The following is a 16,810-nucleotide window of genomic DNA, read 5'->3' as shown; positions in this document are numbered from 1 at the left end:
TGGCAGTACGCGGGCGACCCGGGTCGCGGTTCAACGGATTTGAGACCGCCTTAAGGCTCCCTTCGGGAAGCCGGCGCCCGGAGGCTCAGTGCTTGACGGACTGCAGCACCTTGCCCGCCTGCACGGCCGTGCCGGCCCCGACCGTCCGGCCGGCCTTCGCGGCCTTGGCGGCCTGCGTCGCGGTGCCCGCCTTGACCGTCTTGCCGGCCTTGGCGGCGCGGGCGGCCTGCGCGGCGGTCTGCGCCTTCACGGTCTTGCCGGCCTGGGACGCCATGCCGGACGCCCTGCCGGAGGCCCAGCCCGCCTTCCCGGCGGCCTTGCCGCCCTTCAGCCCGAACCGGCCGCCCTTGCGGGACGCCTTGCCGAGCTTCAGCCCGCCGAGCAGCGCGCCGCCCCGGCCGGAGGCCTTCCCGGACGTCCTGCCCAGCTTCATGCCGAGCTTCGCGCCGCCGCCGCGGCCCGACTTGGCGGCCTTGGCGGCCTGCGTCGCGGCGCCGGCCTTGATGGACTTGCCGGCCTGCGACATCAGGCCGGACGCCTTCCCGGCCTTCGCGGACGCCTTGGTCAGCTTGGCGCCGAACAGGGCGCCGCCGCCACCGCCGGCCTTCGCGGCCCCCTTGGCCGCCTTCCGGCCGCCCTCGGCACGGGCCACGCGGACCTGCCGGGCCGCTTCCCGGCGGGCCTCCCGCAGCGTCACGGCGGCCTCCCGGCGCATCGCCTTGGCCTCGGCGCCGGACTTGATCTGCGATTCGCGGACGGCGCGGCGCAGCTCGGCCATGCGCGGCTGGCGGCGCGGCTGCGACGCCGACATCAGCAGCGCGCCGAACAGCGCGGCGTTCTTGAGCAGGTGGGAGCGCTCGGCGTCGCGGCGCTCGGGGTCGTCCTCGGTCCAGTAGCGGTGCTCGGTCGCGAGCGCGGGCACCATCTGGGCGGCCAGCAGCAGCGTCGTCAGCCGCCGGAACCTGCCCATGACCAGCAGCGCGCCGGTGCCGATGCTGATCGCGCCCTCGATCCGGACGAGGGTCTCGGGGTCCTTCGGCATCCAGTCGATCCGGTCGGCGATCGGCTTCACCGACGGCCCGACCTGCTCGGCGCGCGGGCGCGGATCGCGGACCGCCTCCAGACCGGTCATGATGAACGGGGCCGCCACCAGGGGGCGGGCCAGGGTCTCGATGGGTCGCATGACCCGCTACATGCCCGCCACAAGGCGCCTCAAGCGCGGCAGGATGGGGACCATGTGCGGTCGATATGCCACCACCCGCGCGCGTCAGGAGCTCCTGGACGAGTTCCAGGTGCAGGTCGACGCGGCCGGCGGGGAGATCCAGCCCGACTACAACGTCGCCCCGACGAAACAGGTCCCCGCCGTCCTGAACCGGCGCCCGAAGGACGCGGCGGACGAGGCGGAGGCGGTGCGCCAGCTCCGCACGCTCCGCTGGGGCCTCGTCCCGTCCTGGGCCAAGGACCTGTCGATCGGCTCCCGCATGATCAACGCGCGGGTCGAGACGGTCCACGAGAAGCCGTCGTACCGCCGGGCGTTCGCCAGGCGGCGCTGCCTGCTGCCCGCCGACGGCTACTTCGAGTGGTACACGCTCGAATCCCCGGACGATCCGGCGGAGGGGGAGAAGAAGGCCAAGAGGAAGCCGCAGAAGCAGCCGTTCTTCATCCGCCCGAAAGACGGCGGCGTGATGGCGATGGCCGGGCTTTACGAGCTGTGGAAGCCGCGCGGCGACGAGGACGCCGACTGGCTGTGGACCTGCACGGTGATCACCACGAACGCGCCCGACGACCTCGGCCGCATCCACGACCGGATGCCGATGGTCGTCGAGCCGGATCGGTGGGACGCCTGGCTCGACCCCGAGCTGACCGACCCCGAGCGGGTGCGGGGGCTGCTCGTTCCCGCCATGGCCGGCACCATGGACGCCTTTCCGGTGTCGAAAGCGGTCAACAGCGTGAAAAACAACGGGCCCGAACTCATAGAACCGTCCGGAAATGGGAATAGTTCCGGCAACCATTCCGGCAGTCTGTTCTGACGGTTCCGACCGCACCCCGGCCCCTCCCGGCTCCGGCGGCCCGAACCCGGCCCGCCATTGCCGGACGGCACTGCCCGGAGACCCCCACCGGGAGGAGTTCGGAGCCCGTGGACGCAGCCGCAGCCCGCTCCCGCCTGCAGGCCATGATCGAGGATCTGGATCGTTCCATCGCCATTCTGCGCGGGGAGGGCCCGGAGCGCGACCCGTCCCCGGCGGACGCCGGCTCCGGCCTTTGCGACCGCGACCGCGTCGAGGCCGCGCTCGACTCCCTGCGCCGGCACCGCGCCGCCGTCCAGGCCGCCCTGGACCGCGTCGGCGCCGGCACCTACGGGCAGTGCGTCGGCTGCGGCCGCCCGGTCCCCGAAGGCCGCCTGGAGGCCCGTCCGGACGCCGCCCGCTGCGTGCCCTGCCAGGCCCGGCACGACCGCCGGGGCCGCTAGAGCCGCTTGGCGCTGGCGAGGAGGTGGAAGCCCAGCGACTCGTCCCCGGGCGGGGCGTTCAGCTCGGTGCGGACGAGGCGGGGCAGCGCGTCCGGGGACGAGGACAGCACGTGCTCGACGGTCGACGGGGACAGCGCCGTGCGCGGCCTGATCCAGCAGACCTCCAGCCCGACCTCGGCGAGCAGCTCGCGGAGCTGGTCGGCGCCGAAGCAGCGGGTGATCGTCCCGTCCGGCCAGGGCACCAGGACGACCTCCGCGCTCGGCACGTCCGACAGGTGCGCCCAGTGGCTCTGCTCGGCCAGCAGCGCCATGCCGAGCGTCAGGGAGTCCACGCACAGCAGGACGCGTCCGCCCGGCCGCAGCACGCGGGCGATCTCGGCGATGGTCTCCTCGGTGGCCAGGTGCCGCGACAGCACCCGGTTCTCGGCGAGGACGGCGTCCATGGAGGCGTCGCCGAGGAAGGCGAGCGACCCCGAGTCCCCGAGGATCTTGACCGTCCCGTTCCCCGGCCCGGCCCGCCCGTCGCCGGACGCCCCGTCGGCGGGGGCCCCGGCCGTGCGGCGCGCGAGCAGGGGGTCGCGGACCTCGACGACGGAGTGGCCGGCCTCGGCCGCGCGCTCCGCGCAGCGGCCGTGGTCGCCGGAGATGTCGAGGACGCGCGACGGCCTGCGCGGCAGCCAGCGCGCCAGCTGCGCGTCGGCCACCGCCCAGTAGAACCTCCAGTAGCGCGCCAGTGCGTCGCCCTCGGGGGAGTCGCGCAGGCTGGCGATGGTGGGCTCGGGAGGTCGCGCCGGCACCGGTAGCAACGTTTGCTCCTGTTCTCGCCGTGTATGTCAGTTCTTCCCCATCAGGGCCCGGTCATCACCCTCCGTGCAGGCCGGGGGGAGGTGGCCCGGCCCGCGCGGGAACGTCCGGAACCTTTTCCGCGCACGGCTCCCGGTCGGGGAATCGGCGGGCGCGTCCCGGCGTTGCACCGTCTCATAACCGTCCGCATAAAGCGGCGCGGGCGCGGCGGACAGGGCCGCGCCGGCCGCGCGGCGGACGGCGCCAAGCACGAGTACAGCGGAGGTGCAGGCCGATGACCACAGCCGTTGCCGATTACCCGCGCGGCGCGGGGGTAGTGTCCCCGCCCGGCGGCGCGCGCGCCCCCGAGGGCGTGATGAGGCAGCGCGGCCCGATATCGTCTGTGGGATACGACGCCACCAGGCCGGCCAAGGCCAAGGGCGCCACAGTCAAGGGGGTGGGTCAGGTACCGGGCACCACGGAGACCGTTGAGCAGCGCCAGGAGCGGTTCCAGCGCGACGTGCTCCCGTTCTTGGACCAGCTGTACTCGGCCGCGCTGCGCATGACGCGCAACCCGGCGGACGCCGAGGATCTCGTTCAGGAGACCTTCGCCAAGGCGTTCGCGTCCTTCCACCAGTTCAAGGAAGGCACCAACCTCAAGGCGTGGCTGTACCGCATCCTGACCAACACGTTCATCAACTCCTACCGCAAACGGCAGCGGCAGCCGCAGCAGTCGGCCACCGAGGAGATCGAGGACTGGCAGCTCGCGCGCGCGGAGTCGCACACCTCCAGCGGCCTGAAGTCCGCCGAGGCGGAGGCGCTGGAGCACCTGCCCGACTCCGACGTCAAGCGGGCGCTGCAGGACCTGCCGGAGGAGTTCCGCATCGCCGTCTACCTCGCCGACGTCGAGGGCTTCGCCTACAAGGAGATCGCCGACATCATGGGCACGCCCATCGGCACCGTGATGTCGCGCCTCCACCGCGGGCGGCGGCAGCTGCGGGGCATGCTGGAGGACTACGCTCAGGACCGCGGCCTGACGCGCACCACCGGGGGGCCGGCATGAGCCGGGGACGCGCCGGACGCGCAGAGCGGAGCCACATGCCGGACACCGCGGCCGGGCGCGGCGCGGTGAGCGAGAGGGGTGCGTGAGCCATGAGCTGTGGCGACCACCACGAAACGTCCTGCGAAGAGGTCCTCGCACGCGTCTACAGCTACATCGACGGCGAACTGGACCAGGGCGGCTGCGGCGAGGTGCGCGAGCACCTCGACGAGTGCGGGCCCTGCCTGCGCGAGTACGGCCTCGAGGAGGCCGTCAAGAAGATCGTCAACAAGTCCTGCGGCTGCGAGCAGGCGCCGGCCGAGCTGCGCTCCAAGGTGCTCGGCCGGATCGAGGAGATCTGCGGCGAGATCAAGGCGTCCGGCACCGCGGGCGCGTCCGAGTCGGCCTGAGCCCGGGTCCCGGGCCCTGAAGTCCGGGCCCGGACGCGCGGGACATGATCGCCCGGTGGCGGGCTGGGTATCGTGCTGGGGTGCTCGCTCTCGTCACCGGCGCCGCCGGCTTCATCGGGTCCCATCTCGTCGACCGGCTCCTCGCCGACGGCCATGAGGTCGTCGGCGTGGACGACCTGTCGTCGGGCGCCAACCTCAACCCGGCGGTCGAGCTGTGGCGGATGGACGTGGCCGATCCCGCGCTGGCCGACCGCGTCGCGGCGCGCCGTCCCGAGGTCGTCTGCCATCTCGCGGCGCAGGTGAGCGTGCGCGCCAGCGTGGCCGATCCGCTGCACGACGCGCGGGTCAACGCGGTCGGGACGGCCAACGTGCTGGAGGCGGCGCGCGCGGCGGGGAGCCGCAAGGTCGTGTTCACCTCCAGCTGCGCGGTGTACGGGGTGCCGGACGCGCTGCCCGTACCGCCGGACGCGCCGCTGCGCCCGGCGTCGCCCTACGCGGCGTCCAAAGTGTCGGGCGAGGTGTACGCCGGGATGTACAGGGCGCTGCACGGCCTCGACTACACGACGCTGACGCTGGCGAACGTGTACGGGCCGCGGCAGACGCCCGAGGGCGAGGCCGGCGTGATCTCGATCTTCACCGACGCATTGTTGGCGGGCCGCCCGACGCGGGTGTTCGGGGACGGCGGGCAGACCCGCGACTACGTGTACGTCCTGGACGTGGTGGACGCGTTCGCCCGCGCGACGGGCGAGGCGGGCGGCGGCGCGCGGTTCAACGTGGGAACGGGCCTGCAGACGACCGACCGCGACCTGCACGCGCTCGTCGCCGCCGCGGTGGGCGCGCCGGACGAGCCGGAGTTCGCGCCGCCGCGCCTGGGCGACCTGCCCGCGATGGCGGTGGACCCGGGGCCGACGCGGGCGGCGCTCGGCTGGGAGCCGCGGGTGAGCCTCGTGGACGGCCTCGCCGAGACGGCCGCCTGGGCCCGCGAACGCACCGCCTGATGCCGGAGACCTGTGGGAATGCGGGCTTGGTGCCATTGATGCGTTGATTCGGGACGGTTTAAGAATGCCATTTGCAGATGCACGTGCATGGGGATTGTGCAGAGGCATTGTGCGGGTACGCTCAGTGCATTATCCCCGGCAATTGATCACTTAAAGTGACCTCTGCTTCACGCTTTGCTCACGATTCCCGGCATGCCTGTGTGACCTGGGCAGTTCGCGTTAGGCTTGGGCCGTAATCAGCGACGGGAACGCGTGCACGCCTCGTGAATTCGGGGTATGTGCGGTTCCGGGAGACCGGGGCCGACCGGTTCCGGCGGACCGGCCGCGCGCCGGCCGACCCGGTCAGACGGGGGGAGGCGGAAGCCATGCTCAAGCGCGAGATTCCGGCCGTGCGAGGCCGGTGCCCGGGTGCCACGACGTCGTCGCTGACGATGCCCGAGGGCGTTTCCTGGGTCTAGTGCCGGCAGGCACGGACGATCCCGGCGGCGGCCCGCTCGTTCGTCACTCCCTAAGGGGCGGCAATGCGTGGACTACCTCTCGCTGCCTGGGCGTACGTGTGCGGTGTGGTCGCGCTCGCGACCGCGGTCATCGCCACGTCGTCCTTCGCGGGGGTGGACTGGACCAAGCTGGCCGTACTGGCACTGCTGTTCCTGATCTGCGACTCGGCGCCCGCCCGGCTGAACGTGGAGCGGGCGCGGGTCTCGCTGAGCTTCGCCGCCAGCCTGGCGGGGGTCGTGCTGCTCGGCCCGGCCGGCGCGGCGCTGCTCGGGCTCAGCGCCCTGGTCACCGGCCAGCGGTTCTTCGCGCCCGAGAAGCGCGCCTTCAACGGCGCCCAGTTCGCGCTCAGCGGCTTCTGCGCCGGCACGGTCTTCGACCTGCTCGGCGGTGACCGCTTCCATCCCGAGCAGACCCGCTGGGTGGAGAACGTGATCGGCCCGTTCCTCGGCGCCCTGGTCACCTTCGTCCTGGTCAACCTGCTGCTGATGGCGGGGGTGCTGCTGCTGTCCCGGCAGGCCGACCCGCGCGAGCTGCTGCACGAGAGCGGCCAGCTCGCCGTCGGCTGCCTCGGCTACGGCATGGTCGGCCTGCTGATCGCCGGGCTGTGGCCGCGGATCGGCGCCTTCGCCGCCGTGCTGGTGCTGCTGCCGCTGTTCATCGCCCGCTGGGCGATGGACCAGGCGTACGCGCAGCAGCAGGCGCACGCCGCCACCCTCGCCGCGCTCTGCCAGGCCGTCGAGACCAAGGACTACTACACCCGCGGCCACTCCGAGCGGGTCTCCCGCGGCTCGGTGATGATCGCCCAGGAGATCGGCATGCGCGCCGACCGGGTCGAGGCGATCCGGTACGCGGGCATGCTGCACGACGTCGGCAAGCTCGGCGTGCCGACCAAGGTGCTGCAGAAGTCGGGCTCGCTCACCGAGGAGGAGTTCGCCGCGATCCAGCTGCACCCGATGCGCGGGCTGGAGATCGTCCGGGAGATCGGGTTCCTGGACGAGGCGCTCGCCGGGATCATGCACCACCACGAGAAGGTGAACGGCCGCGGCTACCCGATGGGCCTGGCCGGCGACGAGATCCCCGAGTTCGCCCGGGTGATCTCCGTCGCGGACGCGTTCGACTCGATGACCTCGACCCGCTCCTACCGGGCGGCCCGGACCGTGGACGAGGCCGTGGCGGAGCTGCGCCGCGGCATGGGCGACCACTTCGACCCGCCGATGGTGGAGGCGTTCCTGCGCGCGCTGGACCGGGACGGCTGGGAGCCGCCGCGGCCGGTCGTGCTGCCGGACGACGACGTCGTCGAGACCACCCAGCAGGACCACGACGACCCGAGCGCCCCGCTGCGGGTCGCCGGAGACGAAGCACGGCGGTGACCGGACCCCCCATGAGCAGCACCCAGATCCGGGCCCGCCGCGAGCGGGCCGCGTGGCAGACCATCGACTCCGGCCAGCTGCTGCTGATCGCCACCGCCGGGCTGTTCGTCATCGTCGCGATCACCGAGGTCGCCGCGGCCGGGCTGCGGCAGCCCAACGTCGCGATCATCTTCGGCGTGCTGATCGCGCTCGGCGAGCTGTTCCGGATGGTGATGCCGGGCAACCGCGAGGTCGCGCCGATCGCCAGCGCCGGCGCGATGGGCTACGCGCTGCTGGTCGGCATCGGCCCCGAGGGCGCCCCGCCGGACGCGCCGCTCGGCGTCGTCCCCGCCGAGCACTCCCCGCTGCAGGTCGTCGCGGTGACCTCGGTCGGGATGCTGGTCGGCTCGCTGCCGCACATCCTGGTCGGCCGGTCCCCGCGCCCCGACGCGATGGCGCGGCGGCTGTTCACCGTCGCGATCGTGGCGCTGTGCTTCCGGCCGATGCTGTCGCTCGGCCTGCCGTGGCAGCTGCTGCTCGCGGTGATGGGCCTCGTCGTCGTGCTGTCCTGCTTCACCGACGTGCTGATCGCCGCGATGATCCGGGCGGAGGCGGTGCGGGCCCGGTTCGGCATCGCGCTGCGCGACGAGATCGACGCGAAGATGGCGCTGTGCGCGGCGACCAGCGCGACCGCGATGCTGATCGCGGTCGCGACCACCGCGATGGGCGAGGCCGCGCTGCTGATCTTCACGGTGCCGATCCTCGTCACCCAGTTCGCGTTCCGCCGGTACGCGGGGATCCGCGCGACCTACCTGCAGACCGTCCGGGCGCTGTCGCGGGTCACCGAGGTCGGCGGGTACGTCGAGACCGGGCACTCGCGGCGGGTGTCGCGGCTGTCGGTGGCGATGGGACGCGAGCTCGGCATGTCCGAGGAGGAGCTGCTGGAGCTGGAGTACGCGGCGCTGATGCACGACATCGGGCAGCTGTCGCTGGGCGACCCGATCCCCGGCGGCGCGACCGTGCTGGCCTCGCCCGCCGAGCAGCGCCGCATCGCCGAGCTGGGCGCCGAGGTCATCAAGCAGACCGGCGTGCTGGACCGGGTCGCGCACATCGTCCAGCTGTCCTCGCACCCGTACCGGACGGGCCCGGAGACGGCCGGCGGGCCCGGGGAGGCGGAGCGGCCCGCCCCGGCGCCGCCGCTGGCGGGCCGCATCATCAAGGTCGCCAACGCCTACGACGACCTGGTGGGCGACTCCGCCGACCGCGACCGCGGCGCCGCCGTGCTGGAGCGGCTGCGGCTGGACTCGGCCGCCGAGTACGACCCGACGGTCGTGGAGGCGCTCAGCCGCGTCGTCGACCGCCGCCCCCGCCCCTGACCCGCTCCCGTCCGCGGACGGCCGCGCGGGCGGGCCGGACGCGCTAGGGTCGGCCCCGTCGGGCGCGCGGGACAACCGGACGCGCCGCCGTCGCGCCGGAGGGGAGTCCGCAGGTGTTCGAGTCCGTGCTCGTGGCGAACCGGGGAGAGATCGCCGGCCGTGTCGTGCACACCGCCCGCGCCATGGGACTCAAGGCCATCGCGGTGTACTCCGAGGCCGACGCCGACCTGCCGTACGTCGCCGAGGCGGACGAGGCGGTGCTGATCGGCCCCGCCGACCCGGCCCGCAGCTACCTGAACGCGGCGGCGATCCTGGAGGCCGCGCACCGCACGAACGCGCAGGCGGTCCACCCCGGCTACGGGTTCCTCGCCGAGAACGCCGCGTTCGCCGGGCGGGTCGCCGAGCGCGACCTGGTCTGGGTCGGGGCGCCGCCGCTGACGATCGCCCGGATGGGCGACAAGATCAACGCCCGGAACCTGATGAAGGAGGCGGGCGTCCCGGTCGCGCCCGGCGCGTGGGAGCCCGTCCCGGACGCGGCGGCCGCCGTGGAGGAGGCCGAGCGGATCGGCTACCCGGTGATGGCGAAGCCCGCCGCCGGCGGGGGCGGTGCCGGGCTGGCCGTCGCGTACGACGAGGCGTCGCTGCGCACCGCGTTCCATGCGGCCCACACCGCCGCGACACGGCTGTTCGGGCACGGCGACGTCCTGCTGGAGCGGTACGTGGAGGGCGCCCGGCACGTCGAGGTGCAGATCCTCGGTCTGGCGGACGGCACCGTCGTCGCGCTGGGGGAGCGGGACTGCTCCGTCCAGCGCCGGTTCCAGAAGGTCGTCGAGGAGACCCCGTCGCCCGGCGTCGGCGCGGCGCTGCGCGAGCGGATGCTGGCCGCCGCCGTCCGCGCGGGCCGGGCCGTCGGGCACCGCGGCGCCGGGACCGTCGAATGGCTGGTCGACCCGGCCGCGCAGGAGTTCTTCTTCCTGGAGATGACCACCCGGCTGCAGGTCGAGCACCCGGTCACCGAGCTGGTCACCGGCGTCGACCTGGTCGAGCAGCAGTTCCGGATCGCGGCGGGCGAACCCGTCGCCGAGTCCGTCACCGCGGCCGGGGCCGCGCCGCGCGGGCACGCGATCGAGTTCCGCGTCCACGCCGAGGACCCGGAGCTGTTCGTCCCCGGGCCGGGGAAGATCGACGTGTGGGAGGAGCCGGTCGGCGACGGCATCCGCATCGACGCCGGCTACGCCGAGGGCAACACCCTCACCGGGCACTACGACTCCCTGCTGGCGAAGCTGTGCGTGTACGGCGACGACCGCGCGCACGCCCTGGCCCGCGCCCGCGCCGCGCTGGGCGCGTTCCGCATCGAGGGGCTCGCGACGAACCTGCCGTTCCTGGCGGAGCTGCTCGACCATCCGGAGTTCGCGACCGGCCGCTACGACACCGGCGTGGTGGCGCGCATGCGGGCCCGCTGACCGCCGGTCCGCCGGGTCAGCGCGCGGGGCGCGGCCTCGCCGACTCCGCCTGGTGCAGGAGGGCGCGGAACCGCGCCGGCGTGTCCGCGCCGCCCGCCGCGAGGACGGTGCCTCCGGCGTCGGTGACGACGGCGTACGGCGGCCATGGAATGTCGTTGGCGTCGTAGACGCCGGGGTCGATGACCAGCGGGAGATCCACTCCGTGCTCGTGCAGGTGGCGTCGGACGTCCCGCTCGTCCGCCGCGCTCACCAGCACCACCCGCCGCCCGGACGCGGCGCCGGCGAACACCGGCAGCATGGTCCGGCAGGTGCCGCACGCCGGCGAGATCAGCGCGAAGACCGTCGGGGCCTCGATCGCCGCGTTCAGCGCGAAGGGCGCTCCGGGACGCGGACCGGCGGGCGGCGGCGCCTCCGGCTCGCGGACCCCGGAACGCGGCCGTGGCATCCCCGCGACCGCGCCGAGGAAGACCGCCGCGAGGACCGGCTGCACCGGCGAGAACGGCGCGGGCCCGGCGACCGCCGCCATGACGGCCAGCAGCAGGAGCAGCCCCGTCCGCGCCACCGACGCGGCGCCGACCGGCGTCGGGCGGCGGGCCGAGCCGAAGCAGCCGCAGTCGATCCGCATGCCGCGCCGCAGCACCGCCGCCATCGCGCCGAGGAACGCCGCGAACAGCGCCGCCGCGGCCAGCGCGCCCCAGCGCCGGGTGGCGGGGACGGCCAGCAGCACGGCCGCCGCGACCTCGGCGGACAGCACCGCCACCGCCGCGGCCCGGGTCAGCCGGCTGGGCAGGACGCGGTACGCCTCGATCGCCGCCGCGAAGCCGCGCACGTCGCGCACCTTGCCGCCCGCCGCGACCAGCAGCACCGCGATCAGCGCCGGCCACGCCGACGCCAGGACGGTCACGCCACCTCCTGCGGGTCCGGCTGGAACGCCGACGCCTGGAGCCGGTACAGGTCGGCGTACAGGCCGTCCGCCGCGAGCAGGTCGGCGTGCGCGCCGCTCTCGGCGACGCGGCCGCGGTCCAGCACGTAGATGCGGTCGGCGAAGCGGACGCTCGCCAGCCGGTGGGTGATCAGCACGACCGTCCGGCCGGCCGCGTGCCGCCGGATCCGCTCGAACAGGGCGTGCTCGGCGCGGGCGTCCAGGGCCGAGGTCGGCTCGTCGAAGATGACCAGCGCGGCGTCCCGGTAGAAGCCGCGCGCGGCGGCGATGCGCTGCCACTGCCCGCCCGACAGGTCGTGGCCGCCCCGGAAGCGCCGGTCCAGCAGCGCGTCGTAGCCGTCCGGCAGCTCGTCGACGACCCGGTCGGCCCCCGCGGCCGCCGCGGCGGTCGCGAGCAGGTCCTCGTCGAGCGGCCGGCCCATCACGATGTTCTCCCGGACGGTCAGCGGCCAGCGCGTGTGGTCCTGGGCGATCACCGCGACGCGCCGGCGGAGCGCGTCGCCGTCCAGGCCGGCGAGGTCGGCGTCGTCCCAGCGGATCGTCCCGGAGCCGGGGCGGTACAGCCCAGCGAGCAGCTTGGCCAGCGTCGTCTTGCCCGAGCCGTTCTCGCCGACCAGGGCGATCACCTCGCCGCGGCCCACCGTGACGCTGACGTCGGTGAGCGCGGGCGTGCTCGCGCCCGGGTACCGGAACGACACCCGGTCGGCGGTGATGCGGCCGAAGTCCCCGGCGGGCGGGACGGCGCCGTCCGGCGGCGGCAGCCGCTCGGCGGCCAGCGCGCGGAAGTTCAGGTAGTCGCCGAAGTACAGGCCCGCCTCGTACAGCTTGTTCAGGCTCAGCACGCACGCCGCGAGCGACGCCTGCCCGGCCCGGATCGCCAGCACGGCGGCGCCCGCGACCGGCAGCGCGATGACGCCGCCGGCGAGCAGGCCGCCGAGCGCGCAGTAGACGCCGACGGTCGCGACGCCGGTGAGCAGGTCGCCGGCCGCCTTGGCGCCGGTCTGGCGGCGCGCGACGTCCAGCTGGACGCGCTGCTCGAGGCCGGCGACCCGGTCGTACTCGCCGAGCAGGAAGCCGCGCAGGGTGAACGCGCGGACCTCGGCGGCGGGCTGCCGCTCGGCCATCAGGTCCGACAGCATGAACTTGCGCCGCCGCGCCGCCGACAGCCGGTAGAACGCCGCGTACCGCAGCCGCGCCGTCTTCAGCGCGGCCCAGCCCGCGGGCACGGCCGTGACCAGCAGCAGCGGCATCAGCGCGGGGTGCAGCAGGCCGAGCGCGACGGCGGGCGCGGCGAGCCCGACCGCGCCGGTCAGCACGCCGACCGTCATCTCCACGACGGTGGCGGTGTCGGGCACGCCGTTGTCGCGGGCGCGGCGCATCGCGTTGTGGAACTCGTGGTCGTCGAACGCGGTCAGCTCCACGCGGGTGGTCAGCTCGAACAGCCGCGTCTCCGCCTGCCGCTCGACCTGCGGCTTCAGCCGTGCCTGCGCCCAGCCGGCGGCGGCCAGCAGCACGCCGCGCAGCGCCGCCGCCGCGCCGACCAGCGCCAGCGCGGGCAGTGCCGCGCGGACCCGGCCGGGCGTCGGCCCGGCGGCGAACAGCGACGCCAGGACGTCGGAGGTGGCCAGCAGGCCGAACGCGGTGAACACGCCGGCCGCGACGTTGCCGCCGAGCGCCACCGCCGTGTCGCGCCGGCTCGCCTGCCAGGCCAGCCGGACCGCCGCCGCGACCAGCGCCGGAAAGCGCCGCAGCATCGCCGGGAGACCGGCTTTCAGCAGTTCCTCGTCGCGGCTTTCCCAATAGGTGATTTCGAGCCCCGACCTGTCGTCGGCGAGGGCCGGGGAACGTCGGAACACAGGGCCAACCTAGATCATCGAATGTCGGGTGTAAATGCCTCGTTCCGTTCGCCGCGTTCCGCGCTGCCGCACCGGTGACAAATCACTGTCTGGACAGCCCGCTGATCATCTGCCCATAATGCGTCCGTTTGATCCGGGAGCCCGGCGCCACCGATGCCGGCTTCCCGCTCTGGTCCCGAACGGCCGCCCGAACGGCGGCCAAGGAAGGAGCCCCCCATGTCCGTGCTCGCCCTGGAGCCCCGCGACGCCGGCGTCCTCGACCCGGAGGACCTCGCCGTGGACTTCGAGATGGAACTGCTGGAACTGCTGCACGGCCCGCAGGCCTGCGTGAACACCTGCAAGCGCACGGTGTGCAGCAGTTACCCCTGCTGCCCCTCCATCGTCTGACCCCTCTCCGACGCACGCGGGAAAGGCCATTGGCTCCCACCGGTGGCCTCTTCCTGCGCGTCCGCCATTGCCGGGTCACGCACCGCGATCGAAGGGCGACAATGGAACCGTCCGTTTTTCAGCGCATTTCCACAATTGCCCACGAGCGTGGTAGGGAAATCCGGTCGGACGCGACCTGGATCAGCGTGCGCGATCCCGGCTTCGCGGCGCCCCGGCAGGGCTGGAAACTGCACGTGTCCGCGCGGCCCGGCACGTTCGCGGAGACGCTCGAACGCATCCTTCCGCTGCTGCTGGCCACCCCGTGCGATTTCAAGGCGGCGCGCTCCGCGGAGATGCTGCGCGAGCTCAACTCGGGCGACCTCGACGCGGCGTCCGTCGGCAAGGCCGTCACCGTCTACCCGCCGCAGGACGCGGTCACCCGGCTCGGGCACGCGCTCGCCACCGCCCTCACCGGCATGGCCGGACCGCGCGTGGTCAGCGACCGCCGCGTCCGCCCCGACGCCCCCGTCTACTACCGCTACGCCCCGTTCGCGCCGCAGTACAAGGTGGACGACAACGGCGACTTCGAGCTGGTCGTCGTCGGCCCGGACGGCGAGGCCGAACCCGGCGCGGCCGGCGTCGAGTTCGCCTGCCCGCCGTGGGTGACCGATCCGTTCCGCCCGCCCGCAGCGGCGGGGAACGCCGCCGCCGGCCCGGCGGCGCCGCGCGTCCGGACGATCGGCGGCCGCTACCGGGTGACCACCGGAGTGATGCGCGGGCCGCGCGGCAACGTCTACCGGGCCGAGGACGCGGGCGGGCGGCCCGTCGTCGTCAAGGAGGCCCGCGCCTACGTCGGGGAGCACCCCGAGGGCTACGACCTGCGGATGTACCTGCGCAACGAGCTGCGCGTCCTGACCGTCCTCGCCGGTGTCGACGGCGTCCCGGAGGCGCTCGACCACTTCCGGCACGGCGAGGACGAGTTCCTGGTCATGAGCGACGCCGGCGCCACCGACCTCAACCGGCACGTGGCCGAGCACGGCGCGCTCACCGGCCGCGAGCTCGCGGACCTGGCGTCCCGGCTGCTCGCCGTCCTCGACGCGGTGCACGCGCGCGGCGTGGTCGTCCGCGACCTGTCGCCCAAGAACGTCGTGCTCGCCGAGGACGGCGGCTGCACGATCATCGACTTCGGGACCAGCCGCCACGGGGACCTGCAGATGCCGGGCTGGAGCCGCGGCTACAGCGTCCCCGACCAGCGCACCGGCCGCCCGTCGGAGCCGTCCGACGACCTGTTCTCGCTCGGCGCGACGCTGTTCTTCGCGGCCACCGGGATGAACCCCGTCATCATCGACCCCGACCCGGAGCGCGGCGTCGAGCGGTCGCTGCAATGCCTGGCGCGGATGTCCCCGGGCGGCGGCGTGGTGGCGCTGGTGCCGCGGCTGCTCAGCCTCGATCCCGGTGTCCGGACGCGCGCCGCCGCGGAGATCCGCGCCGGGCGCCACGCCGCCGCGAAGCCCGCGGCTCCGGTGCCCACCCCGCGCCTGACCGGCGGCCTGCTGTCGTCCGTCCTCGCGCACACCGTCCGCGAGTGCGTCCGGTTCGCCGAGAAGCTCATGGACGAGCCGGAGGACCGCCGGACGAGCCCGCCCGTCACCAACGTCTACGCCGGTTCGGCGGGCGTCGGGATGGAGCTGCTCCAGCACCCCGAGGGCAAGGCCGCGGGCACCGACCTCGCCCGCTGGACGGCCGCGAACCTGCCCGCCGCGAACCTGCCCGCCTCGCTCTACTTCGGCCTCACCGGCACGGCGGTCTTCCTGGCCTCCGCCGGGGTCGCGATGCCACGGCCCGTCCGCACGTCCGGCGGCGAGCGCGCGGACCAGGCGCACGGCGTCGCCGGCATCGGCACCGGCCACCTCCTCCTCGACGCCCTCGCCCCCGACCCCGCGAACGCGGCGATGGCGGCGGAGTGCGCCCGGCGGCTGCTGGCGGGCGACGTCGCCGCGCCCGACGCGGCCGTGTCGGTCGAGCAGCCCGGCTCCGGCGTCGCCGTCGACACCGCGTTCGCGCACGGCGACGCGGGCGTCGCCGACTTCCTGCTGGCCTACCACCGGGCCGTCGGCGACGCCGCCGCCGGAACCGCCGCCCGCGACGCGTTCGCCGCCCTCGCCGCCAGGACGGCCGCGCTCATCGACGAGCTGGACGGCCCGGCCGCGCGTCCCATGGGCGCCTCGTGGTGCCAGGGCATGTCCGGCGTCGTCGGCGCGATGCTGCGCGCCGCCCGCGCCTACGATGACGCGCACTACCTCGACCTGGCCGAACGCGGCGCCCGCGCCTGCCTGGCGATCGCGCCGCGCGCGTGGGTGTCGTCCCAGTGCTGCGGCCTCGCGGGCATGGGGGAGGCGCTCATCGACGTCGCCCTGGCCACCGGCGACGACGCGTACTGGCGCGGGGCCGAGGAGATCGCCGAGCTGATGCTCGTGCGCAGCGGCGGCGAGCCCGGACGGCCGGTTTTTCCCGGCAACGACCTCGACACCCAGGCCTTCACCTGGGGCACCGGCACGGCGGGCGTCCTGTCGTTCCTGCGCCGCCTGGACGCCCGCTCCGGCCCCCGCCTCTGGACGTCCCCGGCCGTCTAGAACACCAGGGAGCGTCTAGAGCGCCAGGGAGTAGGTGAGCAGGTGCAGGCCGGGCACGGGCGACCAGTCCCGGTCGGGCGTGCGGACGAAGCCGAGCCGCTCGTACATGCGGTGCGCGGCCTGCATGTTCGCCTGCGTGGACAGCCGCAGCCCGGTCAGCCCCGCGGCGCGGGCCCGCGCGACGCACTCGCCGACCAGGGCGCGTCCCGCGCCGAGCCGCCGCGCCTTCGCCAGGACGGCGAGCATGCGGAACTCGGCCTCGTCCGGGGCGGCCAGCTCGGCGTACGGGCTGCCGGGCGGGCAGTAGGCGACGGCGCCCGCGATCTCGCCGGCGACCTCGGCGACGAGCAACTGCGACTCGGCGGCCCGATCGGCGGCGTTGCGGAGCGTCCCGACGTAGGACGACTCGGGCGAGACCAGCCCGCCTCGCACGTACACCTCGACGGTCAGCTCACCGATCAGGTCGTACTCGTGGGGGCGCGCGTCGCGGACGGTGAGGGAGGCTGTGTGCATCGGGTGTTTCTCCAGGCCGGGGAGCCGTTGTCGCGGGGTCGCCGCGGCCCGAAGGCCGCGACATATCAGGCTATCCGCATCCATCGCGGGCGCGTGCCCGCCCGGCCTGCCGC

General features: G+C 74.4%; 15 protein-coding genes. 10 read left to right on the top strand and 5 right to left on the bottom strand.

The window, feature by feature from the left end; genetic code table 11:
* Window positions 1–85: 85 nt before the first annotated feature.
* The gene (locus ACA514_RS10440; RefSeq protein WP_375040848.1) at window positions 86–1,183 is read right to left on the bottom strand and encodes a DoxX family protein; all 1,098 of its coding nucleotides are present in this window, start codon (window positions 1,181–1,183) and stop codon (window positions 86–88) included.
* A gap of 52 nt (window positions 1,184–1,235) precedes the next feature.
* On the opposite strand from ACA514_RS10440, the gene ACA514_RS10435 reads away from it, so the two are divergent.
* Window positions 1,236–2,030, top strand: coding sequence for an SOS response-associated peptidase (locus ACA514_RS10435; protein WP_375040847.1), 795 nt, complete (start codon window positions 1,236–1,238; stop codon window positions 2,028–2,030).
* 107 nt (window positions 2,031–2,137) lie between these two features.
* Complete coding sequence (locus ACA514_RS10430) at window positions 2,138–2,470, top strand: TraR/DksA family transcriptional regulator (protein WP_375040846.1); 333 nt, start codon at window positions 2,138–2,140, stop codon at window positions 2,468–2,470.
* Here ACA514_RS10430 and ACA514_RS10425 read toward each other — a convergent pair.
* Window positions 2,467–3,267: a class I SAM-dependent methyltransferase gene (locus tag ACA514_RS10425; RefSeq protein WP_375040845.1), complete on the bottom strand. Its 801-nt coding sequence runs from the start codon at window positions 3,265–3,267 to the stop codon at window positions 2,467–2,469. The genes ACA514_RS10430 and ACA514_RS10425 overlap by 4 nt on opposite strands.
* 443 nt (window positions 3,268–3,710) lie before the next feature.
* On the opposite strand from ACA514_RS10425, the gene ACA514_RS10420 reads away from it, so the two are divergent.
* From ACA514_RS10420 to ACA514_RS10395, 6 genes are all read left to right on the top strand, one after another.
* Complete coding sequence (locus ACA514_RS10420; protein ID WP_344261548.1) at window positions 3,711–4,316, top strand: sigma-70 family RNA polymerase sigma factor; 606 nt, start codon at window positions 3,711–3,713, stop codon at window positions 4,314–4,316.
* An 89-nt stretch (window positions 4,317–4,405) separates the two neighbouring features.
* On the top strand, window positions 4,406–4,702 hold the full coding sequence (rsrA, locus tag ACA514_RS10415; protein ID WP_375040844.1) for a mycothiol system anti-sigma-R factor: 297 nt from the start codon (window positions 4,406–4,408) through the stop codon (window positions 4,700–4,702).
* Window positions 4,703–4,782: 80 nt separating this feature from the next.
* Window positions 4,783–5,700, top strand: a complete 918-nt coding sequence (locus tag ACA514_RS10410) for an NAD-dependent epimerase/dehydratase family protein (protein ID WP_375040843.1) — start codon at window positions 4,783–4,785, stop codon at window positions 5,698–5,700.
* A 521-nt stretch (window positions 5,701–6,221) separates the two neighbouring features.
* On the top strand, window positions 6,222–7,568 hold the full coding sequence (locus ACA514_RS10405; protein ID WP_375040842.1) for an HD-GYP domain-containing protein: 1,347 nt from the start codon (window positions 6,222–6,224) through the stop codon (window positions 7,566–7,568).
* Window positions 7,569–7,579: 11 nt separating this feature from the next.
* The gene (locus ACA514_RS10400; protein ID WP_375040841.1) at window positions 7,580–8,923 is read left to right on the top strand and encodes an HD-GYP domain-containing protein; all 1,344 of its coding nucleotides are present in this window, start codon (window positions 7,580–7,582) and stop codon (window positions 8,921–8,923) included.
* A 113-nt stretch (window positions 8,924–9,036) separates the two neighbouring features.
* Entirely contained in the window at window positions 9,037–10,386 is a 1,350-nt protein-coding gene (locus tag ACA514_RS10395) for an acetyl/propionyl/methylcrotonyl-CoA carboxylase subunit alpha (protein WP_375040840.1), read from the top strand.
* A gap of 16 nt (window positions 10,387–10,402) precedes the next feature.
* Here the strand turns inward: ACA514_RS10395 and ACA514_RS10390 are convergent, their stop codons facing one another.
* Together ACA514_RS10390 and ACA514_RS10385 are read right to left on the bottom strand one after the other, a co-directional pair.
* A complete protein-coding gene (locus ACA514_RS10390; RefSeq protein WP_375040839.1) occupies window positions 10,403–11,290 on the bottom strand; it encodes a TlpA family protein disulfide reductase in 888 nt (295 codons plus the stop codon).
* Window positions 11,287–13,185: an ABC transporter ATP-binding protein gene (locus ACA514_RS10385; protein ID WP_375040838.1), complete on the bottom strand. Its 1,899-nt coding sequence runs from the start codon at window positions 13,183–13,185 to the stop codon at window positions 11,287–11,289. Before ACA514_RS10385 ends, ACA514_RS10390 begins: the two co-directional genes overlap by 4 nt.
* A 216-nt stretch (window positions 13,186–13,401) precedes the next feature.
* Here ACA514_RS10385 and ACA514_RS10380 point away from each other — a divergent pair, with 216 nt between their 5' ends.
* Both ACA514_RS10380 and lanL read left to right on the top strand, forming a co-directional pair.
* On the top strand, window positions 13,402–13,572 hold the full coding sequence (locus tag ACA514_RS10380) for a hypothetical protein (protein WP_375040837.1): 171 nt from the start codon (window positions 13,402–13,404) through the stop codon (window positions 13,570–13,572).
* Window positions 13,573–13,673: 101 nt separating this feature from the next.
* Window positions 13,674–16,184 carry a class IV lanthionine synthetase LanL gene (gene lanL / locus ACA514_RS10375; RefSeq protein WP_375040836.1) on the top strand — a complete coding sequence of 837 codons (2,511 nt, stop codon included), beginning with the start codon at window positions 13,674–13,676 and terminating at the stop codon, window positions 16,182–16,184.
* Between the two features lie 15 nt (window positions 16,185–16,199).
* Here lanL and ACA514_RS10370 read toward each other — a convergent pair whose 3' ends face one another.
* Complete coding sequence (locus tag ACA514_RS10370) at window positions 16,200–16,697, bottom strand: GNAT family N-acetyltransferase (RefSeq protein ID WP_375040835.1); 498 nt, start codon at window positions 16,695–16,697, stop codon at window positions 16,200–16,202.
* Window positions 16,698–16,810: the final 113 nt, after the last annotated feature.

Origin of the sequence: Actinomadura sp. NTSP31 (assembly GCF_041951385.1) — a bacterium.
Classification (GTDB): domain Bacteria; phylum Actinomycetota; class Actinomycetes; order Streptosporangiales; family Streptosporangiaceae; genus Spirillospora; species Spirillospora napierensis.
Note: the sequence above shows the minus strand (reverse complement) of the source record. Positions and strands in the feature narration are given on the sequence as shown.

Excerpts from the sequence above, each read along its gene's own strand:
- ACA514_RS10440 (WP_375040848.1), bottom strand. The coding sequence starts at position 1,183 with ATGCGACCCATCGAGACCCTGGCCCGCCCCCTGGTGGCGGCCCCGTTC.
- ACA514_RS10435 (WP_375040847.1), top strand. The coding sequence starts at position 1,236 with ATGTGCGGTCGATATGCCACCACCCGCGCGCGTCAGGAGCTCCTGGAC.
- rsrA (WP_375040844.1), top strand. The coding sequence starts at position 4,406 with ATGAGCTGTGGCGACCACCACGAAACGTCCTGCGAAGAGGTCCTCGCA.
- ACA514_RS10405 (WP_375040842.1), top strand. The coding sequence starts at position 6,222 with ATGCGTGGACTACCTCTCGCTGCCTGGGCGTACGTGTGCGGTGTGGTC.
- ACA514_RS10400 (WP_375040841.1), top strand. The coding sequence starts at position 7,580 with ATGAGCAGCACCCAGATCCGGGCCCGCCGCGAGCGGGCCGCGTGGCAG.
- ACA514_RS10380 (WP_375040837.1), top strand. The coding sequence starts at position 13,402 with ATGTCCGTGCTCGCCCTGGAGCCCCGCGACGCCGGCGTCCTCGACCCG.
- lanL (WP_375040836.1), top strand. The coding sequence starts at position 13,674 with ATGGAACCGTCCGTTTTTCAGCGCATTTCCACAATTGCCCACGAGCGT.
- ACA514_RS10370 (WP_375040835.1), bottom strand. The coding sequence starts at position 16,697 with ATGCACACAGCCTCCCTCACCGTCCGCGACGCGCGCCCCCACGAGTAC.